This is a genomic window from Bradyrhizobium sp. SRS-191 (assembly GCF_024586915.1).
Lineage (GTDB): Bacteria > Pseudomonadota > Alphaproteobacteria > Rhizobiales > Xanthobacteraceae > Bradyrhizobium.
Window position 1 is genome coordinate 109890 of the sequence record NZ_JANBVS010000013.1, and the last position, 24640, is coordinate 134529.

The window sequence follows — 24640 nt, forward strand, 5'->3', positions numbered from 1 at the left end:
ATGCAGAAGTTCGAGAGCCAGGCCCCGTCGACGACAGCGATGCGAGACAGCCGCCGCGCTTTGCTCCGGCGCAAGGTCCGCGATCTGTTCGAGCAGCAGGCGGCGCGGATTCCGAGCGTGTCGCGCGGCGGTGATCTGCCGCTGTCCTTCGCGCAGGAGCGGCTGTGGTTCTTCGACCGGCTCGGCCGCCTCGGGCCCGCCTACCAGATCGGTTTCGCCGCGCGGCTCAAGGGGGCACTCGACGTCGCAGCGCTCTCGGCGGCGCTGACCGAGATCGTCCGCCGCCACGAAAGCCTTCGCACCCGCTTCTGCCTGCGCGACGGCGGGCCGGCGCAGCAGATCGATCCGCCCTGGCCGGTCGAACTCGTGGCCGAGGAGAGCGCCGAGACATCGCCGCAAGCATGGGCGCACGGGGTGATGGAGGCGCCGTTCGAGATCGACCGCGATCGGCTGCTTCGATGCGCCCTGCTGAGAGTGGCGCCGCAGGAGCACGTCCTGGCGCTTTCGATGCATCACATCATTTCGGACGGCTGGTCGGTGGGCCTGTTGTTCCGCGAGCTGGCTGCGCTGTACGGTGCCTATGCGGAGCAGCGGCCATCACCGCTTGCGGAGCTGCCGATCCAGTACGCGGACTATGCGAGCTGGCACCGTCGCTGGGTGGATGATGAGGTGCAGCGGCCGCAGCTCGCTTATTGGGAGAAGCGCCTCGCCAACGCGCCGGCCGGCCTCGAGCTGCCCTCCGACCGCGTTCGCCCCGCGGCGCAGAGCTTCCGCGGCGCGGCGCATCGCTTCGCGCTCGATTGTGATATTTCGGCAGCGCTCGCCGCCTTCAGTCGCCGCGAGGGTGCCTCGCTCTTCATGGTGCTGCTGGCGGCCTTCAAGGCGCTGCTGTCGCGCTGGACGGGGCAGGACGATGTCATCGTCGGATCGCCGATCGCCGGACGCGTGCGCGCGGAGACTGAGCAGCTGATCGGCTTCTTCGTCAACATGCTCGCGCTGCGCACCGATCTCGGCGGCGATCCGTCGTTTCGCGAACTGGTGCACAGAGTCAAATCGTCGGCGCTCGGCGCCTATCAGCACCAGGATCTGCCGTTCGAGAAGCTCGTCGACGCGTTGCAGCCGACGCGCGATTTGAGCCGGCAGCCGATCTTTCAGACCGTCTTCGTGCTGCAGGACGTCTCCGTCGAGCAGATGACGTTGCCCGGTCTCGAGGTCGAGCGCTTCGACGAAGGCGCCGCCTCCGTCCGCTTCGACATCGAGATGTCGATGACCGAGGTCGACGGGCGGCTGACCGGCTGTCTGCTCTATGCGACGGATCTGTTCGAGGCTGCGACCGCCGAACGGCTGGTGTCGCATTTCGTCGCGCTGCTTCGTGGCGTGATCGCCGATCCCGGCGCGCGGCTGTCGCAATTGCAGCTGCTGTCGGAGGCGGAGCGGGAGCGCGTCCTCGGCCATTGGAGCGCCGGGCCGGCGCTGCCAACTCCCCACCGCACGCTGCATGAGCTGTTCACCGCGCAGGCGGTGCGCACGCCGGACGCTCCGGCGCTGGTGAAGGGCGGTGATCAGCTGACCTATGCCGAGCTGGACCGCCGCGCCAATCAGCTCGCGCATCATCTCAGCACGATCGGTGTCGGTCGCGACGCGATCGTCGGCATCTGCGTCGAGCGATCGTTCGAGATGGTGATCGGAATTCTCGGCGTCCTCAAGGCCGGCGGCGCCTATCTGCCGCTGGATCCGAACTATCCGGCCGAGCGGCTCGCCTACATGATCTCAGACTCCGCCGCACGCATCGTGCTGACACACAGCACGGTGGCCGATCGGCTCGCCGCCGGCGACACCAGGATGGTCTGTCTCGATTCTATCAGCGTCGAGGTCGCGCGGCTTGAAGCTGTGGCTCCGGCCGTTGCCGTCGATCCAGACAATCTCGCTTACGTGATCTACACCTCCGGCTCGACCGGACGGCCCAAGGCCGTCATGGTCCCGCATCGCGGCGCGACCAACCTGGCTGAGGCGCAGGTCGCGCCGCTGCAGATCGCTCCGCAGGGCCGCGTGCTGCAGTTCGCCTCGTTCAGCTTCGATGCGGCGGTCTGGGAACTGCTGATGAGCTGGCGCAGCGGCGCTGCGCTCGTGCTTGCCGATCGGCACGACATGATGCCGGGCGAGCCGCTGCAGGATCTGCTGCGGCGGGAGAGGATCGGCGCCGTCCTGCTGCCGCCGTCCGCACTCGGTACGCTCGACGCCGGCTCGTTGCCCGAGCTGAAGACGCTGCTCGTCGGCGGCGAAGCCTGCGCCGCCGAGCTCGTCGCGCCGTGGACCGGTCCGCGCGTCGTTCTCAATGCCTACGGCCCGACGGAGGCGAGCGTCTGTACGACGGTCTATCCCTGCGCGGCCGAAAAGCGCGCGCCCGCGATCGGACGCCCGCTGGCCAACACCTGTGTCTACGTTCTCGATCAGCATCTGGAGCCCGTGCCGATCGGCGTGCCGGGCGAGCTCCACATCGGCGGTGCCGGATTGGCGCGCGGCTATCTGTCACGTCCGGGCCTGACCGCCGAACGCTTCATCCCGAATCCGTTCGGATGCGGCGACCGTCTCTACCGCACCGGCGATCTGGTGCGCTGGCGGTCGGACGGTACGTTGGAGTTTCTCGGGCGTCTCGATCAGCAGGTGAAGGTCCGCGGCTTCAGGATCGAGCTCGGCGAGATCGAAGCCGCGCTGCTCACAGACTCCAAGGTCAGCCAGGCGATCGCGCTGGCGCGGGAGGACAGGCCCGGGCACAAGCGGATCGTCGCCTATGTCGCAGCCGACCTGAATCGACTGAAGCAGGAGCGCCGTGCGACCGGGGCGAATGAGGACGCCGACGGCGTCGCCGGCTGGCAGGCGCTGTTCGACGAGACCTATGGCGGCTCGGGCGAGGCGAAGGCGCCGAGCTTCGTCGGCTGGAACAACAGCTACACCGGCGAGCCGATCCCGGAAGCGGACATGCGCGAATGGCAGATGGCCACTGTGCAGCGCATCGCCGGATTCGGCCCGCGGCGGATCCTCGAGATCGGCTGTGGTGTCGGCCTGCTGTTGGAGCATCTCGCGCCGCTCAGCAGCGTCTATCGCGGCACTGATATCTCGGCGGCGGCCATCGACGGCCTGCGGCGATGGGCCAAGAGCCGGCCGGATCTGGCGCATGTCGAGTTGGCCCAGCGCGAGGCCATCGCGATGGCCGACCTCGCGCCGGCATCTGTCGACACCGTCATCATCAATTCGGTGGTGCAGTATTTTCCCGACACCGACTATCTGGCTCAGGTGATATCGGGAACGTTGGATGCCGTTGCCGACGGCGGCCGCATCTTCGTTGGCGACGTCCGCCACTTCGGCCTGCTGCTGATGTTCCGCACGGCGATCGAAATCGAGCGTGCCAGCCCGGCGGCGCGTGCCGATGATGTCAGGACCCGTGCGGTCGCAGCCGCCAAGCGCGAGACCGAACTCGCCGTCGATCCGAGCTTCTTCCTGGCGCTCCAGAGCCGCCTGCCTCGGATCACGCATGTGGAGATCCTGCTCAAGAGGGCCGAGGCGCACAACGAGCTCAGCCGATACCGCTACGACGTGGTGCTTCACGTCGGTGGTAGCGTGCCGGGGGAGCCGGAGCGCACGATCGATGGGTCGACCGGCGCGCTGGTCGAGCTATCCGGCATTCTGGCTGAGGAGCGGCCGGCCAGTCTGGCGGTGCTGCATGTGCCGAATGCGCGGCTGGCGCTCGATCTGGCACGCCTGGAATCGCTCGGCGAGTGCGAGCCGACGGCGCGTCTCGCCGATCTGGCGCGCAGCATCGACGATCGCAAATCCATCGGCGAGGATCCGGAAGCGTATTGGGCGCTGGGCAAGCGGCTCGGCTACGAGGTATGCGTCAGCTGGACGTCCGGCTCGACCACCGGCAGCTACGATGTCGTCTTCATCGATCGCGAGCAGACTGCCGGCCCGGTGCGCTTGCCGCATCCGTCGCAGCTCTCGGGCCGCGTCCACGGCAACGATCCCGGCGCGGCGCCGCTGCTGCATGCCTACGTTCAACAGCTTCGCCAGGCGCTGCAGCAGAGATTGCCGGACTACATGGTGCCGGCGGCGATCGTGCCGATCGATGCCTTGCCGCTCACGCCGGGCGGCAAGATAGACCGTGCGGCTCTGCCGGCGCCCGAAGGCCGGCCGGAGCTCGGACAGATCGTTGCGCCCCGGACCGAGAACGAGCGCAAGCTGGCATCGATCTGGTGCGACATCCTGAAGCTCGATCAGGTCGGAGTCACCGACAATTTCTTCGAGCTCGGCGGCGACTCCATCCAATCGATCCAGGTCGTGGCGCGGGCGAACCGGGTCGGTATGAGGCTGACCTCGCGGCAGATCTTTGAACACCAGACGATCGCAGCGCTGGCCGCTGCCGCGGGACATGAGCTCGATGCGGCGTCCGGGCGGGAGAGCCATCCAGCATCCGAGGGCCGCTTTGCCGGCATCTCGCCTGCGGATCTGGCGCAGGTGCGCGGCGCGGTCGCCGATCCCGCTGATATCGAGGATGTCTATCCGCTGACGGCGACGCAGCAGGGGATGCTGTTTCACAGCCTGTATGAGCCGGCGTCGCGGGCCTACGTCACCACGCTCGGCTGCCGTCTCTCCGGAGAGCTCGACGTCGATGCGTTCCGCCGGGCCTGGCACAGCGTCGTCGAGCGTCACGCCGTGCTGCGCTCGGCGTTCATCGGCCAGCACCTGGACACGCCGTTGCAGGTCGTGATGCGCAGCGCCAGGCCGGCATTTTCGCTCGAGGATTGGCGGGAGCTTTCGGAGACCGACAGTAGCAGCCGGCTTGCCGACCTCGAGGAGGTCGACTGCGCGCGCGGATTCGATTTTGCGCGACCTCCGCTGATGCGGCTGGTGCTCGTCAGGTTCGCCGAGCGGGATTATCGCCTGCTGTGGTCATGCCACCACATTCTGCTGGATGGCTGGTCGATCACGACGCTGCTCAACGAGCTGTTCGCCTGCTACGGCGCGCTCAGCCGCAGTGAGGCGCCGCGTCTTGCGCCGGCGCATCCGTTTCGAACCTACGTGGCGTGGCTGCAGCGCCAGGATGCGGCGGCTGCGGAGGCCTTTTGGCGGCATGGGCTGGCGGGGTTCGGGGCCCCGACCCAGCTTCCCTTCGAGCGGCCATCGCGTTCGGCCGCGGTCGCCGCGCGGCACGCTGAATATGACGAGGAATTGCGTATTGGCGCGCATGCCCTGGAAAGCTTTGCGCGAAAGCATCGGCTGACCGTCAATACGCTGGTGCAGGGCGCCTGGGCCTTGCTGCTCGGACGTTGCAGCGGCAGCGACGACGTCGTGTTCGGCGTCACCGTGTCGGGACGCCCGGAAACGCTGCCGGGCGTGGAGGATGCGGTCGGACTATTCATCAACACGCTGCCGCTGCGCGTCGGCCTGCCGGGCTCCGCGACGGTGCTGGACTGGCTCGGCGAGATCCAGGCGCGGCAGAGCGAGCTGACCGACTATCAATATAGCGCGCTGGCCGATGTGCAGCGCTGGAGCGAGGTGCCCGGCGGGACGCCGCTGTTCGACAGCATCGTGGTGTTCGAGAACTATCCGGCGGAGCTGCAGGCGCAAGCGGAGGACCACACGATTCGCCTGGATATGATCCGGGCGATCAACCGGATCAACTACCCGCTGGCGCTTCAGGTCGCCATGGGGGCGTCGCCGTCGCTCAAGCTGATGTATGACCCCGCCCGCTTCGAGCAGGCCTCGATCGCGAAGCTGGTGGCGCATCTGGTGCGCCTGCTCGGCGAGATCGTCGTGGACCCTGCGCGACCCACCTCTGCGATCCCGCTGCTGAGCGACGACGAGCGTCAGCAGGTGGTGCGCGGCTTCAACGCCACGGCAGCGAGCTACCCGCAAGCGCTGCTGCATCAGCAGATCGCGGCGCAAGCGGCGCGGACGCCCGACGCGGTAGCGCTGCGCTTCGATGACCAGACGCTCACCTACGCCGCGCTGGAGCGGCAGGCCAACCAGCTGGCGCATCATCTGCAGGCGCTCGGCGTCGGCCCCGATGCCGTGGTCGGCCTCTGTGCTGAACGCTCGCTGGAGATGGTGATCGGGCTGCTCGGCATCCTCAAGGCCGGCGGCGCCTATCTGCCGCTCGACCCCAGCCTGCCGCCGGAGCGGCTGGCGATGATGCTGGAGGATGCGAGGGCCAAGGTGCTGCTGGCGCAGGATGCGCACGCCGCGCGATTGCCCGCGACCAATGCCGTCGTGGTGCGGTTCGATGCGGATGCGGCAGCGATCGCCCGCCACCCTGAGACGGCGCCGACCACCTCCTGCGATCCGGACAGCCTGGCCTACGTGATCTACACGTCGGGCTCGACCGGACGGCCGAAGGGCGTGATGAACAGCCATCGCGGCATCGTCAACCGCATCGCCTGGATGCAGGACGCCTATCGCCTGACGCCCAATGATGTCGTGCTGCAGAAGACGCCGTTCGGCTTCGACGTCTCGGTGTGGGAGTTCTTCTGGCCGCTGATCGAAGGCGCGGAGCTGGTGATTGCGCGGCCCGGCGGCCACCAGGACCCGGCCTATCTGTCCGCGCTGATCGAGCAGCGCGGCGTGACGGTGATGCACTTCGTGCCGTCGATGCTGCAGGCCTTCCTCGAGTCGGCGGAGCTCGATCGCTGCGGCAGCCTGCGCGACGTCATCTGCAGCGGCGAGGCGCTGCCGGTGGAGACGCAGAACCGCTTCCTCCAGGCCTTGCCGTGCCGGCTGCACAATCTGTACGGCCCGACCGAGGCAGCCGTCGACGTCAGCTTCTGGCCGTGCCGGAGCGAGCCCGGCGCCAGCCAGGTGCCGATCGGGCAGCCGATCAGCAACATCCAGCTCTACGTGCTGGATGCGCGTCTGGAGCCGGTGCCCATCGGTGTTGCCGGTGAGCTCTACATCGGCGGCGTCGGCCTTGCCCGTGGCTATCTGCATCGGCCCTCGCTGACGGCGGAACGGTTCGTGCCGAGCCCGTTCGTATCCGGCGAGCGGCTATATCGCACGGGCGACCTTGCGCGCTGGCGGGCGGACGGTGTCCTGGACTATCTCGGCCGTCTCGACCACCAGGTGAAGCTGCGGGGCTTCCGCATCGAGCTCGGCGAGATCGAGGCGGCGCTGTCGGCGCAGGCCGGCGTCGCACAGGCGGCGGTGGTGCTGCGCGAGGACGGCGGAGCCAAGCGGCTGGTGGGCTATGTGGTGGCGCAACCGGACGCCGCCATCACCAGCGACGCCCTGCGCCAGCAGTTGCAGCGGAGCCTGCCGGACTACATGGTGCCGTCGGCAATTGTGCCGCTCGCAGCGCTGCCGCTGACGCCGAACGGCAAGCTCGACCGCAACGCGCTGCCGGCGCCGGAGTGGAACGGTTCGGCCGAGACGATGATCGCGCCGCGCAACGCCACCGAGGCGACGCTGGCGGCGATCTGGCGCGACGTGCTCAAGCGTACGCAGATCAGCGTCACCGACAACTTCTTCGCGCTCGGCGGCGACTCCATCCAGTCGATCCAGGTGGTGGCGCGGGCGCGGCAGGCGGGCTTGTCGCTGACGGCACGGCAGGTGTTCGAGCAGCAGACCATCGCCGCGCTGGCGGCGGTGGCGGGCGAAGCCACGATCACGGTGGCCGAGCAGGGGCTGGTGTCGGGTGCGGTGCCGCTGACGCCGATCCAGCGCTGGTTCTTCGGCCAGGACCTGGCGGTGCCGGATCACTTCAACCAGGCGGTTCTGCTCGACGTCCGGGCGCTGACGGCGGACGTGGTGATGTCAGCGTTGGACGCGCTGCTGTGTCAGCACGACGCGCTGCGGCTACGGTTCATGCGCGGAGATAGTGGCTGGCAGCAGAGCCATGACGCGAGCGAAGCGGCGCTACGCTCCGCGCCGCTGTTCGAAGCGATCGATCTGTCGGGCCTCGGTGACGCCGTGCAGGCACCGGCGTTGCGTCGGCATGCGGAGCGGCTACAGGCGAGCCTCGACCTGGCGCAGGGGCCGGTGCTGCGGGCGGCGCTGTTCGATCTCGGCGAAGATCGCCAGCGATTGCTGCTGATCGCGCATCATCTGGTAGTCGACGGCGTGTCGTGGCGGATCCTGCTGGAGGATTTTGGCACGGCCCTGTCCGCCTCGCAGCGCGGCGAGCCGGTTCGGCTGCCGCCGAAGACGACATCGTTCCGGCACTGGGCGGAGCGGCTGACGGCGCATGCGCGATCGGATGCGGCAACCAATGAGCTGAACTACTGGCAGAGCCAGCCCTGGCACACCGCGCCGCGGCTGCCGCGGGACCATGCCGACGGTGCGAACAGCGCAAGCGAGGTACAGCTGGCCAAGGTCGCGCTCGATGCGGCGGAGACGCAGGCGCTGCTGCAGGAGGTGCCGGAGGTCTACCACACAGAGATCAACGACCTGCTGCTGACGGCGCTGGCGCAGGCGTTCGCAGGTTGGACCGGCGCGCCGCAGCTCCTGGTCGGGCTGGAAGGCCACGGCCGCGAGGAGCTGTTCGACGATGTCGACATCACGCGGACGGTGGGTTGGTTCACCAGCCTGTTCCCGGTGCTGCTGGATGTGGACGGCGCGAGTGATCCCGGTGCGGCGCTGAAGCGGGTGAAGGAGCAGCTGCGCGCGGTGCCACAGCGTGGCGTCGGCTACGGTATGCTGCGCTATCTCAGCAATGTCGATCTGCCTGCGCCTGATATCGAGGTCAGCTTCAACTATCTCGGCCAGTTCCATGGCGCCGCCGGCGGACAATCATTCGGCTTCGCAGCGGAAGATGTCGGCCGCGACCAGCACGCCTCCAACCGCCGGGCGCATCTGATCGACGTCTCCGCCCATGTCGGCAAGGACGGCCTGGAGCTGCGCTGGTTCTATGGCGGCGCGCTGTTCGAGGCGGCGACGATCGAGCGGATAGCCCTGCGCCATGTGGCGGCGCTGCGCGAGCTGATCGTGCATTGCAGGACGAGCGCGGGCGGGCTGACGCCGTCGGACGTGCCGCTGGCGCAACTCGACCAGGACACGCTCGACCGCGTGGTGGCGTCGGTCGGCGGAGCAAGGGCGGTGGCGGACGTCTATCCGCTGTCGCCGCTGCAGCGGGGGCTGCTGTTCCACAGCCTGTATGAGCCCGATGCCGCTGTTTATGTGATCTCGCTGGCCTGCCGGCTGCAGGGGCCACTCGACGCGGCCGCGTTCGAACACGCGTGGCGGCTGGTGGTGGCGCGGCATCAGGTGCTGCGCACCGCCTTCGTCGGCCATGATCTCGACAGGCCGCAGCAGGTGGTGCTGCGCCAGGCGGGGCTGCCGTTCGTTCACGAGGATTGGCGGCATCTCTCACCCACCGAGCAGGCCGCGCGCTTCGCCGAGCTGCAACGGAGCGAGCGCAGCCGAAGCTTCGACTTCGCAAAGCCGCCGTTGATGCGGCTCAGCCTGGTCCGGACCGGCGACGACGATCACCGGCTGCTGTGGAACGTGCACCACATCGTGCTCGACGGCTGGTCGCTGCCGCTGCTGCTCGACGAGGTGTTCGCGGCATACCAGGCGTTGAGCCGGCGCGAGACGCCGGTGTTGTCCGAGGTGCGGCCGTTCAAGGACTATATCGGCTGGCTGCAGCGTCAGGACATGGCCCGAGCGGAGGCGCATTGGCGCCGGCGCCTCGCCGGGTTCGACACGCCGTCCTCGTTCGGGCTCGCCCGTCCGGCAGCGACGTCGCATGCGGATGCGACGGAGCGTCATGCCGAGCTGCACGGCGAGCTCGCGCTCGCTGATCTCGACCGCTTTGCCCGGCAGCATCGGCTGACGGTCAACACGCTGGTGCAGGGCGCCTGGGCGCTGCTGCTCGGGCGTTACGGCCGCTCCGAGGACGTGGTGTTCGGCGTCACCGTCTCGGGTCGTCCGGCGGATCTCGCCGGGGTCGAGCGCACGGTCGGGCTGTTCATCAACACGCTGCCGCTGCGGGTCGAACTGCCGGGGCAGGCGACCGTGCTGGAGTGGCTGGCCGAGATCCAGGACCGGCAGAGCGAGCTGACGGACCATCAGTCGACGGCGCTGGCCGACGTGCAGCGCTGGAGCGAGGTTACGGACGGCACGGCGCTGTTCGAGAGCATCGTGGCGTTCGAGAACTATCCGGTGGAGATGACGGCGGTCAGCGGCCAGCAGCAGCTGCGGATCAGCGAGGTCCAGCCATTGGAGCGGACCAACTATCCGCTGACCCTGCAGGTGACGGTGGGATCTGCGCTGTCGTTCCGACTGATCGCGGACACGACGGGGTTCGCCGCTGATGCCGCCGGGCGGCTGGTGGCGCATCTGGTTCGCCTGCTCGGCGAGATCGTCGTGGATCCCGCACGGCCCATCTCTGCGATCCCGCTGCTGAGCGACGACGAGCGTGATGTGGTGGTGAACGCGTTCAACGCTACTGCGGTGAGTAGCTATCCGCAGGCGCCCCTGCACGAGCAGATCGCGGCACGGGCCCGGCGCACGCCTGACGCTGTAGCGCTGCGCTTCAACGACGAGATACTCAGCTACGCCGCGCTGGAGCGGCAGGCCAACCAGCTGGCGCATCATCTGCAGACGCTCGGCGTCGGCCCCGATGTCATAGTGGGCCTCTGCGCTGAGCGCTCGCTGGAGATGGTGATCGGGCTGCTCGGCATCCTCAAGACCGGCGGCGCCTATCTGCCGCTCGACCCCAGCCTGCCGCCGGAGCGGCTGGCGATGATGCTGGAGGATGCGAGGGCCGATGTGCTGCTGGCGCAGGATGCGCTTGTCGAGCGGCTGCCGGCAAATGACGCCGTCGTGGTGCGGTTCGATGCGGATGCGGCGGCGATCGCCCGCCGCCCTGAGACAGCGCCGACCATGTCCTGTGATCCGGACAGCCTGGCCTACGTGATCTACACGTCGGGCTCGACCGGGCGGCCGAAGGGCGTGATGAACAGCCATCGCGGCATCGTCAACCGCATCGCCTGGATGCAGGACGCCTACCGGCTGACGCCCAATGACGTCGTGCTGCAGAAGACACCGTTCGGCTTCGACGTCTCGGTGTGGGAGTTCTTCTGGCCGCTGATCGAAGGCGCGGAGCTGGTGATTGCGCGGCCCGGCGGCCACCAGGACCCGGCCTATCTGTCCGAGCTGATCGAGCAGCGTGGCGTGACGGTGATGCACTTCGTGCCGTCGATGCTGCAGGCGTTCCTGGAGGCGGCGGAACTCGATCGCTGCGGCAGCCTGCGTGACGTCATCTGCAGCGGCGAGGCGCTGCCGGTGGAGACGCAGAACCGCTTCCTCCAGGCCTTGCCGTGCCGGCTGCACAATCTGTACGGCCCGACGGAAGCAGCCGTTGACGTCAGCTTCTGGCCGTGCCGGATCGAGCCGGGCGCCAGCCAGGTGCCGATCGGGCAGCCGATCGGCAACATCCAGCTCTACGTGCTGGATGCACGTCTGGAGCCGGTGCCGGTCGGTGTTGCCGGCGAGCTCTACATCGGCGGCGTCGGCCTCGCGCGCGGCTATCTGCATCGGCCCTCGCTGACGGCGGAGCGGTTCGTACCAAGCCCGTTTGCGAACGGCGAGCGGCTGTATCGCACCGGCGATCTTGCACGCTGGCGCGCGGACGGCGTGCTGGACTATCTCGGCCGTCTCGACCACCAGGTGAAGCTGCGCGGCTTCCGCATCGAGCTCGGTGAGATCGAGGCGGCGCTGACGGCGCAGGCCGGCGTGGCACAGGCCGCGGTGGTGCTGCGCGAGGATGGCGGAGCCAAGCGGCTGGTGGGCTATGTGGTGGCGCAGCCGGATGCTGCCATCACCAGCGACGACCTGCGCCGGCAGCTGCAGCGGAGCTTGCCGGACTACATGGTGCCCTCGGCAATCGTGCCGCTCGGAGCGCTGCCGCTGACGCCGAACGGCAAGCTCGACCGCAACGCGCTGCCGGCACCGGAGTGGCAGGGCTCGGCCGAGACGATGGTCGCCCCCCGCAACGCCACCGAGGCGACGCTGGCGGCGATCTGGCGCGACGTGCTCAAGCGTGAGCAGATCGGCGTCCACGACAACTTCTTCGCGCTCGGCGGCGACTCGCTGTCGGCGACCCGCGCGATTGCCCGCACGCAGAAGGAGCTGAAGCTGAGCGTTCCTCTCAAGGCAATGTTCGAGGCGCAGACGCTTGAGGCGCTCGCTGAGCGCCTCGACGTGCTCGGCTGGGCCAACGCGCCACAACCGTCATCTCAAGAGGGCGCGGAGCTCGAGGAAGGAGTCATCTGATGATCGAGAAACTGCTCTCCTCGCTGCGCCGGGACGGCGTCCAGATCTGGTCCGAGAACGGGCGTGTGCGCTATCGCGCGCCGAAAGGCGTCATGACGCGCGAACGGCTCGACGAACTGCGTGCCCGCCAGCTGGAAATCGCGACATTTCTGCAGGAGGCGAGCTCGGCGAGCGACGCCCTTTCACCGATCGAGGTCACGCGCAGCGGCGACCTGCCGCTGTCGTTTGCCCAGGAGCGCCTCTGGTTTCTCGAACAGCTCGGCCTCGCGACCTCCTCCTACCATGTCGCCGCAGCGATCCGAATGGACGGCGATCTCAATGCGGAGGCGTTGCGGAAGACCTTCGCTGCCATCGTCGACCGGCATGAGGTCTTGCGGACGCGCTTCGAGAATGTCGCAGGACAACCCCGGAAGATCGTAGATGCCGATCCATCGTTCCGGCTCGAGCTGATCGATCTGTCGGGTCACGATGAGCAGGCGGCTGAACTCGACCGGCAATCCTTCCTTCATGCCACCCAGCCGTTCGACCTCCAGGCGGCCCCGCCATTGCGCATGCGGCTGCTGCGGCTGGCAATGCGCGAGCACGTGCTGTTGCTCGCCATGCACCACATCGTCTCCGATGCGTGGTCGATCGAAGTGCTGATCGGCGAAATCACCGCCTTCTACCGCGCGTTCTGTTCGGGCGAAGCCGCTCCGCTCAATCCCTTGCCCGTGCAATATGCCGACTATGCGCTGTGGCAGCGCGGCTGGCTGACGGGCGAGGTTCTCGAAGGTCAGCTGCAATATTGGACTCGGCGCCTGTCCGGTGCGCCACCGCAGCTCGAGCTTCCGATCAGCCGATCCCGTTCCGCGGTCGCGGCCTCGACCGGGGAGAGCTACGCGTTCACCCTGTCGGAGAAGGTCACGTCGCAGCTGCGGGCGCTCGCCCGCGGCGAGTCCGCCACGCTGTTCATGGTCCTGCTCGCCGCGTTCCAGCTGTTGTTGTCGCGCTATAGCGGCCAGAACGATGTGGTGGTGGGATCGCCGGTCGCGGGCCGCCGCCGGCATGAGCTGCACGACCTGATCGGATTCTTCGCCAACATTCTCGTTCTCCGGGCGGATTGCTCCGGAAGCCAGCGCTTCGTCGATCTGCTGGCGCAGGTGAAGGACACGGTGCTCGATGCTCATGCGCATCAGGATCTGCCGTTCGAGCGCCTGGTCGAGGCGCTTCAGCCGGATCGGGATCTCGGCAGGCATCCGCTGGTCCAGGTGATGTTCGCGCTTCAGCAGGAGCCGTTCGAGGAACTCGTGCTTCCCGGCCTGCGGCTCACGCCGATGCCCCCGCGCTCCCTCGAGACGAAGTTCGATCTGACGCTGCATGTCTACGAGAAGACGGCCGGACTCACCGCCTCGATCGAGTATGCAGCCGAGCTGTTCTCTTCCGATACGATCGCGCGCTTCGCAGCCCATTTTCAGCATCTGCTGGACGCGATCGCTGCGGATCCGCATGCGCGGCTGTCTGACCTTCCCTTGATGCGGGATGCCGAGCGGCTCGAGATCATCTTCGGCATGAACCGCACGGCGCGGCCGTTCCCGCGAGATGCATCGCTCGACCAATTGTTCGCTGCTCAAGCCGCGCGACGGCCGCAGGCCGTCGCGATCGTCGACGGCGCGCGCAGCGTCAGCTACGCCGAGCTCGATCGCTGGAGCAACGGTATTGCGGCCGCATTGGTGGCGCAAGGCATCAGAGCCGGGGCGAGCGTCGGGCTTTCGGGTGAGCGATCGGCGGGTCTGATCGCCGGCATGCTGGGAATCATCAAGGCCGGCGCCTGCTACGTGCCGCTCGATCCCGGCTACCCGGAGGAGCGGCTCGCCTTCATGGCGGGCAATGCCGATGTGGCGGCCGTCGTTGCAGGCCGCGGCGGCGCGGCGCCGGCGGGCTTGCCTTTGCTGCATGCCGATGAGGTCGAGCCGGTCGAGACCTTCCGGACCCGATCAGCTGGCGGCGAGACCGTCGCCTATATCATGTTCACGTCCGGCTCGACGGGCGTGCCCAAAGGCATCGCCGTGCCTCATCGCGGCGTTTCGCGCCTCGTGCTCGGAACGGACTACATCGAACTCACGGCGGATGACCGCATCACTCACCTCGCCAGCCCGTCCTTCGATGCGGCGACCTTCGAGCTGTGGGCCGCTCTCCTGAACGGCGCCGCGCTCGTGATCATCGACCGCGACACCGCCCTGGACTCCGATCGCCTGGCTGCTTCGGTGCGCAGCCACGGTATTAGCTGCTTCTTCGCCACCACCGCATTGTTCAACAGGTTGGCGCAGGATGTCCCGGACATGTTTGCGTCGCTACGCGTGGCCCTGTTCGGCGGCGAGGCGTGCGATCCGCAAGCGGTCGCCCGCGTCCTGGCCAAAGGCGCGCCGCAGCGCCTGCTGCACGTCTATGGCCCGACCGAGGCGACCACGCTCAGCACCTGGATGGAGGTCGATCATGTCGCGGCGGACGCGCGCACCGTTCCTATCGGCGGACCGCTCGCCAATGGCAGCTGTCACGTGCTCGACGAGCGGCTGCAGCCGGTGCCCATCAATGTTCCGGGCGAGCTCTATGTCGGCGGTGATGGCCTTGCGCACGGCTATTGCCGACGGCCCGCGCTGACGGCGGACAAATTCATTCCGGATCCGTTCGGCCGCCCCGGCAGCCGTCTCTATGCAACCGGCGACATCGTCAGGCGGTTGGCGGACGGCAACATCGAATATCTCAGCCGGCGCGACGGGCAGGTCAAGATCCGCGGCTTCCGCATCGAGTTGCAGGAGATCGAAGCCGTGTTGCGGCAGTCGCCTGAGGTCGGGCAGGCCGTCGTGCTCGTCCGCGAGGGCGTGAGCGGTGCGCAGCTCGTCGCCTACGTCGTGGCCGCAGCGGACGCTGCGCCGTCGCCCGACACGCTTCGACAGCAGCTGAAGCAATCACTGCCCGACTACATGGTGCCGACGCAACTGGTCATACTGGACAGCTTGCCGTTGACGTCGAACGGAAAGCTCGACCGTGCGAGGCTGCCCGATCCCGAGGAGACTCCCGGGCGCCGGCACGCGGCGCCGGCAACCGCGACACAGCAGATGCTGGCAGTGATCTGGTCGGATGTTCTCGGCGTGACGATGCCGGGCATCGACGATGATTTCTTCGGCTCCGGCGGTCACTCGCTGGTGGCCTCGCGGCTGCTCGGACGCGTGAACGCCGCATTCAACTTGAATTTGCCGCTGCGGCGCGTGTTCGAGGCGCCGACGATCAGGATGCTCGCGGCCGCCGTGGAGCAGGCGCAGCGCGGCGAGGCGGACGTCGTTGGGCCGCCGGTGATCGCGGGGCCGCGACCGTCCTCGATTCCTTTGTCCTATGCGCAGGAGCCGCTGTGGTTTCTCGAGCAGGTCGGGCTGGTGGGCGCCGCCTACAACATGGCCGGGGCTCTCCGGCTGCAAGGCAGACTCGATATCGAGGCGCTGATGGCGAGCCTGCGCGAGATCGTGCGCCGCCATGAGGTCCTGCGAACGCGGTTCGGGGTCGTGGAGGGTCACGGGGTGCAGATCATCGAGCCGGATGATGCGCTTCAGTGTGAGGTCGTCGACCTCCGGGCCCGTGACAGCGGCGATATCGGCCGCATGATCAGCGACCATGCGAACGCGACGTTCGATCTGCAGGCTGGTCCGCTGATGCGCACGACGATCCTCCGTGTGGGCGACGAAGAGCATCTGCTGCTGATCAACCTTCATCACATCGTCGCCGATGGCTGGTCGGTCGGCGTGCTGTTCCGCGAGCTCGGACATCTCTATGGCAGCCAGTGTGGGGCGCCGCAATCGGCGCTCGCGCCGCTTCCCGTGCAATATGCCGACTACGCGATCTGGCAACGGCAGTGGCTCGACGGTGAGGCCGGCGAGCATCAGCTCGACCATTGGCGCCGGCGCCTCGCCGGCGCAACGACGACGCTGGCCTTGCCGACGGACCGTCCACGTCCCGCCGTGCAATCCTTTGCCGGCGCGACGTCGCGCTTCGCGGTCCCTGACGAGCTGTCGGGCCAGCTGCGGGACCTGGCGCGTCGCGAGAGCGCGAGCCTCTATATGGTTTTTCTGGCCGCTTTCTCGACGCTGCTGTCCCGCTACAGCGATCAACGCGACATTCTGATCGGCTCGCCGGTCAATGGACGTTCGCGGCCGGAGCTGGAAGACCTGATCGGCATGTTCGTCAACATGCTGGTCATGCGTTGCGACCTCTCGGGCGATCCCGCGTTTCGCGATTATCTGGCCGATATCAAGAGGACGGCGCTGGATGCCTACGCGCATCAGGATCTGCCGTTCGAGAAGCTGGTGGAGGCGCTGCAGCCGGAGCGGGATTTGTCGCGGCAGCCGCTGTTCCAGGCGTGCCTCTCATTTGAGAACATTCCGTTCGACGGATTGGAGCTCGCGGGGTTGACGATCAGCCCGGTGACGACGACGAGCGGGCATCTCACGACGAAGTTCGATCTGACGCTCTTCGTACGCGAGTCAGCCGACGGCATCGATTGCGCATTCGAATACGCCACGGATCTGTTCGACGCCGCGACCATCGCGCGGCTTGCGGACCACTTCGTCCGGCTGCTTCACGAGATCGCCGCGCGACCGGACGCGTGCCTGTCTGACCTGAACCTGCTGAGCGCTGCCGAGTGGCAGCAGCTCGCGGCCTGGAGCGGCAGCAGTGCCGCCTATGCGCAGGACCGTTGCCTGCACGAGCTGTTCGCCGAGCAGGCATCGCGCGACCCGGCCGCGCTCGCGGTGGTGATGGAGGATGAGGAGCTCAGCTATGGCGCGCTGGAGCGGCGGGCCAATCAGCTGGCGCATCACCTGCAGCGCCTCGGCGTCGGTCCCGACGTGATCGTCGGGCTGTGCGTCGAGCGATCGCTCGACATGGTGGTCGGCGTGCTCGGCATCCTCAAGGCGGGTGGCGCCTATCTGCCGCTCGATCCGCGTTATCCGCCGGAGCGGCTGGCCTATATGCTGGCGGATGCCAAGGTGACCGTGCTGGTGACGCAAGCAACGGTACGCGAACGGCTGCCGAAGACTGATGCCATCGTGGTGCAGTTCGAAGCCGACGCTGCGGAGATCGCCCAACAGCCCGACACGGCGCCGCTCACGTCCTGCGATGCCGATCATCTCGCCTACGTGATCTACACCTCCGGTTCGACCGGACGGCCGAAGGGCGTGATGACGCCGCATCGCGGCATCATGAACCTCGCGGATGCGCAGCTCGATCAGCTGCCGCTCACGGCCGGCGATCGCATCCTGCAGTTCGCCTCGATCAGCTTCGATGCGGCGGTGTGGGACCTGGTGATGAGCTGGCGGGTTGGCGCTGCCCTGGTGCTGGCGGCCCAGCACGATCTGATGCCGGGCGAGCCGCTGCGTGAGTTGCTCGAACAACAGCGGGTGACGGCCGTGCTGCTGCCGCCGGCGGCCTTGGCGGCGTTGCCTCGGTCCCCGTTGCCGGACTTGAAGATCCTGATCGCCGGCGGCGAGGCCTGTACGGCGGAGCTGCTGCGGCCATGGCTCGCGGGCCGCGCTGTGTTCAACGCCTATGGTCCGACCGAGTCGAGCGTCTGCACGACCGTGCATCGTTGCGGTGAAGAGGGGCGTCCGCCGATCGGGCGCGCCCTGCCGAACACGCGCATCTACGTGCTCGACGCGCAGCTTCAGCCTGTTCCGATAGGCGTCGCCGGCGAGCTCTACATCGGCGGCGCGGGCCTTGCGCGCGGTTATCTGCATCGGCCGTCGCTGACGGCGGAGCGGTTCGTACCGAGCCCGTTCGTATCCGGCGAGCGGCTGTATCGCACGGGCGATCTTGCACGCTGGCGCGCCGACGGTGTGCTGGATTATCTCGGGCGTCTCGACCACCAGGTGAAGCTGCGCGGCTTCCGCATCGAGCTCGGCGAGATCGAGGCGTCGCTGCTGGCGCAAACCGGCGTGGCGCAGGCCGCGGTGGTGCTGCGCGAGGACGGCGGAGCCAAGCGGCTGGTCGGCTATGTGGTGGCGCAGCCGGACGCGGCCATCACCAGCGACGCCCTGCGCCAGCAGCTGCAGCGGAGCTTGCCGGACTACATGGTGCCCTCGGCAATTGTGCCGCTCGCAGCGCTGCCGCTGACGCCGAACGGCAAGCTCGACCGCAACGCGTTGCCGGCGCCGGAGTGGAACGGCACGGCCGAGACGATGATCGGGCCGCGCAACGCCACCGAGGCGACGCTCGTCGCGATCTGGCGCGACGTGCTCAAGCGCGAGCAGGTCGGCGTCCACGACAACTTCTTCGCGCTCGGCGGCGACTCGATCCAGTCGATCCAGGTGGTGGCGCGGGCGCGGCAGGCGGGCTTGTCGCTGACGGCACGGCAGGTGTTCGAGCAGCAGACCATCGCCGCGCTGGCGGCGGTCGCCGGCGAAGCCACGACCACGGTGGCCGAGCAGGGCTTGGTGTCGGGCGCGGTGCCGCTGACGCCGATCCAGCACTGGTTCTTCGCCCAGGACCTGGCGGTGCCGGATCACTTCAACCAGGCGGTGCTGCTGGACGTCAGCGCGCTGACGGCGGAGCTTGTCATGTCGGCGCTGGACGCGCTGCTGCGGCAGCACGATGCGCTGCGGTTGCGGTTCGTCCGCGGCGACCATGGTTGGCAGCAGAGCCACGATGAGCGCCAGGCCGCTCTGCAGTCTGCAGCGCTGTTCGAAGCTGTCGACCTGTCGGGCCTCGACGAGGCCGTGCAGGCACCGGCGTTGCGTCGGCACGCGGAGCGGCTGCAGGCGAGCCTCGACCTGGCGCAGGGGCCGGTGCTGCGGGCCGCGCTGTTCGATCTCGGTGGGGACAGTCAGCGATTGCTGCTGATCGCGCATCATCTGGTGGTGGACGGCGTGTCCTGGCGGATCCTGCTGGAGGATTTTGGCACGGCACTCTCCGCCTCGCAGCGTGGCGAGCCGGTTCGGCTGCCGCCGAAGACGACATCGTTCCGGCACTGGGCGGAGCGGCTGACGGCGCATGCCCGATCGGACGCCGCACGACAGGAGCTGAGCTACTGGCAGAGCCAACCCTGGCAAAGTGTGCCACGGCTGCCGCGGGACCATGCCGACGGCGCGAACACCGCAGGCGATGTGCAGCTGGTCAAGGTCGCACTCGATGCGGCGGAGACGCAGGCGCTGCTGCAGGAGGTGCCGGAGGTCTACCACACAGAGATCAACGACGTGCTGCTGACGGCGCTGGCGCAGGCGTTTGCCGGCCTGACCGGCGCGCCGCGCCTGCTGGTCGGGCTGGAAGGCCACGGCCGCGAGGAGCTGTTCGACGATGTCGACATCACGCGGACGGTCGGCTGGTTCACCAGCCTGTTCCCGGTGCTGCTGGACGTCGACGGCGCGAGCGATCCCGGCGCGGCGCTGAAGCGGGTGAAGGAGCAGCTGCGCGCGGTGCCGCAGCGTGGGGTCGGCTATGGCGTGCTGCGCTATCTCCACGGAGCTGATCTGCCGGCGCCTGACGTCGAGGTCAGCTTCAACTATCTCGGCCAGCTCCATGGCGCCGACGGCGGCCAGAGCTTTGGCTTCGCAGCGGAAGATGTCGGCCGCGACCAGCATGCCTCCAACGGCCGCACGTATCTGATCGACGTCTCCGCCCATGTCGGCAAGGACGGCCTGGAGCTGCGCTGGTTCCATGGCGGCGCGCTGTTCGAGGCGGCGACGATCGAGCGGATAGCCCTGCGCCATGTGGCGGCGCTGCGCGAGCTGATCGCGCATTGCAGGACGAGCGTCGGCGGTCTGACGCCGTCGGACGTGCCGCTGGCGCAACTCGACCAGGACACGCTCGACCGCGTGGTGGCGTCGGTCGGTGGAGCAAGGGTGGTGGCGGACGTCTATCCGTTGTCGCCGCTGCAGCGAGGATTGCTGTTCCACAGCCTGTATGAGCCCGATGCCGCCGTTTATGTGATCTCACTGGCGTGCCGGCTGCAGGGGACGCTCGACGCGGCCGCGTTCGAACACGCGTGGCGGCTGGTGGTGGCGCGGCATCAGGTGCTGCGCACCGCCTTCGTCGGCCATGATCTCGACAGGCCGCAGCAGGTGGTGCTGCGCCAGGCGGCGCTGCCGTTCGTTCACGAGGACTGGCGGCATCTCTCACCAACCGAGCAGGCGGCGCGCTTCGCCGAGCTGCAACAGTCCCAGCGCAGCCGCAGCTTCGACTTCGCAAAGCCGCCGTTGATGCGGCTGTGCCTGGTCCGGATCGGCGACGACGATCACCGGCTGTTGTGGAACGTGCATCACATCGTGCTCGACGGCTGGTCGCTGCCGCTGCTGCTCGACGAGGTGTTCGCCGCGTATCAGGCGTTGAGCCGGCGCGAGACGCCGGTGTTGCCCGAGGTGCGGCCGTTCAAGGACCATATCGGCTGGCTGCAGCGTCAGGACATGGCTAGAGCGGAGGCGTATTGGCGCCGGCGCCTCGCCGGGTTCGATACGCCGTCCCCGTTCGGGCTCGCCCGTCCGGCAGCGACGTCGCATGCGGATGCGACGGAGCGTCATGCCGAACTGCACGGCGAGCTCGCGCTCGCTGATCTCGACCGCTTTGCCCGGCAGCATCGGCTGACCGTCAACACGCTGGTGCAGGGCGCCTGGGCGCTGCTGCTCGGGCGTTACGGCCGCTCCGAGGACGTGGTGTTCGGCGTCACCGTCTCGGGCCGTCCGGCGGAGCTGGCCGGGGTCGAGCGCACGGTCGGGCTGTTCATCAACACGCTGCCGCTGCGGGTCGAACTGCCGGGGCAGGCGACCGTGCTGGAGTGGCTGGCCGAGATCCAGGACCGGCAGAGCGAGCTGACGGACCATCAGTCGACGGCGCTGGCCGACGTGCAGCGCTGGAGCGAGGTTACGGACGGCACGGCGCTGTTCGAGAGCATCGTGGCGTTCGAGAACTATCCGGTGGAGATGACGGCGGTCAGCGGCCAGCAGCAGCTGCGGATCAGCGAGGTCCAGCCATTGGAGCGGACCAACTATCCGCTGACCCTGCAGGTGACGGTGGGATCTGCGCTGTCGTTCCGACTGATCGCGGACACGACGGGGTTCGCCGCTGATGCCGCCGGGCGGCTGGTGGCGCATCTGGTTCGCCTGCTCGGCGAGATCGTCGTGGACCCCGCACGGCCATTGGCTGCGATCCCGCTGCTGAGCGACGACGAGCGCGATGTGGTGGTGAACGCGTTCAACGCTACCGCGGTGAGTAGCTATCCGCAAGCGCTGCTGCATCAGCAGATTGCGGCGCAGGCCGCGCGGACGCCCGACGCGGTAGCGCTGCGGTTCAACGACGAGATACTCACCTACGCCGCGCTGGAGCGGCGGGCCAACCAGCTGGCGCATCATCTGCAGGCGCTCGGCGTCGGCCCCGATGTCATAGTGGGCCTCTGTGCCGAACGCTCGCTGGAGATGGTGATCGGGCTGCTCGGCATCCTCAAGGCCGGCGGCGCCTATCTGCCGCTCGACCCGAGCCTGCCGCCGGAGCGGCTGGCGATGATGCTGGAGGATGCCAGGGCCAAGGTACTGCTGGCGCAGGATGCGCACGCGGCGCAGCTGTCCGCGACCAATGCCGTCGTGGTGCGGTTCGATGCGGATGCGGCAGCGATCGCCCGCCACCCTGAGACAGCGCCGGCCACGTCCTGCGATCCGGACAGCCTCGCCTATGTGATCTACACGTCGGGCTCGACCGGCCGGCCGAAGGGCGTGATGAACAGCCATCGCGGCATCGTCAACCGCATCGCCTGGATGCAGGACGCCTACCGGCTGACGCCCAATGACGTCGTGCTGCAGAAGACACCGTTCGGATTCGACGTCTCGGTGTGGGAGTTCTTCTGGCCGCTGACCGAGGGTGCGGAGCTGGTGATCGCGCGTCCCGGCGGCCACCAGGATCCGGTCTATCTGTCCGAAGTGATCGAGCAGCGTGGCGTGACGGTGATGCACTTCGTGCCGTCGATGCTGCAGGCCTTCCTCGAGGCGGCGGAGCTCGATCGCTGCGGCAGCCTGCGTGACGTCATCTGCAGCGGCGAGGCGCTGCCGGTGGAGACGCAGAACCGCTTCCTCCAGGCCTTGCCAAGCCGCCTGCACAATCTGTACGGCCCGACGGAGGCCGCCGTCGACGTCAGCTTCTGGCCGTGCCGGATCGAGCCGGGCGCCAGCCAGGTGCCGATCGGGCAGCCGATCGGCAACATCCAGCTCTACGTCCTGGATGCACGTCTGGAGCCGGTGCCGATTGGTGTTGCCGGCGAGCTCTACATCGGCGGCATCGGTCTTGCCCGCGGCTATCTGCATCGGCCGTCGCTGACGGCGGAGCGGTTCGTGCCGAACCCATTCGTATCCGGCGAGCGGCTGTATCGCACGGGCGACCTTGCGCGCTGGCGCGCTGATGGCGTGCTGGACTATCTCGGGCGGCTCGATCACCAGGTGAAGCTGCGCGGCTTCCGCATCGAGCTCGGCGAGATCGAGGCGGCGCTGCTGGCGCAAACCGGCGTGGCGCAGGCCGCGGTGGTGCTGCGCGAGGACGGCGGAGCCAAGCGGCTGGTCGGCTATATGGTGGCGCAGCCGGACACTGCTCTCGACAGCGACGCGCTGCGCCAGCAGCTGCAGCGTAGTTTGCCCGACTACATGGTGCCGTCGGCGATCGTGCCGCTCCCCGCGCTGCCGCTGACGCCGAACGGCAAGCTCGACCGCAACGCGCTGCCGGCACCGGAGTGGCAGGGTTCGGCCGAGACGATGATCGCGCCGCGCAACGCCACCGAGGCGGCGCTGGCGGCGATCTGGCGCGACGTGCTCAAGCGCACGCAGGTCAGCGTCACCGACAACTTCTTCGCACTCGGCGGCGACTCCATCCAGTCGATCCAGGTGGTGGCGCGCGCCCGGCAGGCGGGCTTGTCGCTGACGGCACGGCAGGTGTTCGAGCAGCAGACCATCGCCGCGCTGGCGGCGGTCGCGGGCGAAGCCACGACCACGGTGGCCGAGCAGGGGCTGGTGTCGGGCGCGGTGCCGTTGACGCCGATCCAGCACTGGTTCTTCGCCCAGGACCTGGCGGTGCCGGATCACTTCAACCAGGCGGTGCTGCTCGACGTCCGCGCGCTGACGGCGGACTTGGTGATGTCAGCGCTGGACGCGCTGCTGCGGCAGCACGATGCGCTGCGGCTACGGTTCATGCGCGGAGATAGTGGCTGGCAGCAGAGCCATGACGCGAGCGAAGCGGCGCTACGCTCCGCGACACTGTTCGAAGCGATCGACCTGTCCGGCCTCGACGAGGCCGTGCAGGCACCAACGTTGCGACGGCACGCGGAGCGGCTGCAGGCGAGCCTGGACCTGGCGCAGGGGCCGGTGCTGCGGGCGGCGCTGTTCGATCTCGGCGAAGGACGTCAGCGCCTACTGCTGATCGCGCATCATCTGGTGGTGGACGGCGTATCCTGGCGGATGCTGCTGGAGGATCTTGGCACGGCACTGTCCGCCTCGCAGCGCGGCGAGCCGGTTCGGCTGCCGCCGAAGACGACATCGTTCCGGCACTGGGCGGAGCGGCTGACGGCGCATGCCCGATCCGATGCCGCACGCGGAGAACTGAGCTACTGGCAAAGCCAACCCTGGCACACCGCGCCGCGGCTGCCGCGCGATCATGCCGACGGTGCGAACAGCGCAAGCGAGGTGCAGCTGGTCAAGGTCGCGCTCGATGCAGCGGAGACGCAGGCGCTGCTGCAGGACGTGCCGGAGGTCTACCACACAGAGATCAACGACGTGCTGCTGACCGCGCTGGTGCAGGCCTTTGCCGGCCTGACCGGCACGCCGCGGCTCCTGGTCGGGCTGGAAGGCCACGGCCGGGAAGAACTGTTCGACGATGTCGACATCACGCGGACGGTGGGCTGGTTCACCAGCCTGTTCCCGGTGCTGCTGGACGTCGACGGCGCGAGCGATCCCGGCGCGGCGCTGAAGCGGGTGAAGGAGCAACTCCGCGCGGTGCCGCAGCGCGGCGTCGGCTACGGCATGCTGCGCTATCTCAGCAATGTCGATATGCCTGCGCCTGATGTCGAGGTCAGCTTCAACTATCTCGGCCAGCTCCATGGCGCCGCCGGCGGACAATCATTCGGCTTCGCCACGGAAGATGTCGGCCGCGACCAGCACGCCTCCAACCGCCGCGCGCATCTGATCGACGTCTCCGCCCATGTCAGCGACGGGGGCTTGCAGACGCAATGGGCCTACAGTCCCGCATGTCACGACGTGTCCACCGTCGAGGTCCTGGCGGAAAATTTTGTCGTCGAGCTTCGTCAAATGATCGCGCATTGCGGCACGAGTGCAGGCGGTTTCACGCTGTCTGATTTCCCGCTGCTGCAGAACAGCCTGAGCCTCTGAGA

2 protein-coding genes are annotated in these 24640 nt (G+C 68.2%); both read left to right on the forward strand.

Going from position 1 to position 24640, the window contains the following annotated elements; genetic code table 11:
• On the forward strand, nucleotides 1–12264 hold the full coding sequence (locus NLR35_RS22795) for a non-ribosomal peptide synthetase (RefSeq protein ID WP_257168770.1): 12264 nt from the start codon (nucleotides 1–3) through the stop codon (nucleotides 12262–12264).
• Nucleotides 12264–24638 carry a non-ribosomal peptide synthetase gene (locus tag NLR35_RS22800; RefSeq protein ID WP_257168771.1) on the forward strand — a complete coding sequence of 4125 codons (12375 nt, stop codon included), beginning with the start codon at nucleotides 12264–12266 and terminating at the stop codon, nucleotides 24636–24638. Before NLR35_RS22795 ends, NLR35_RS22800 begins: the two co-directional genes overlap by 1 nt.
• Nucleotides 24639–24640: the final 2 nt, after the last annotated feature.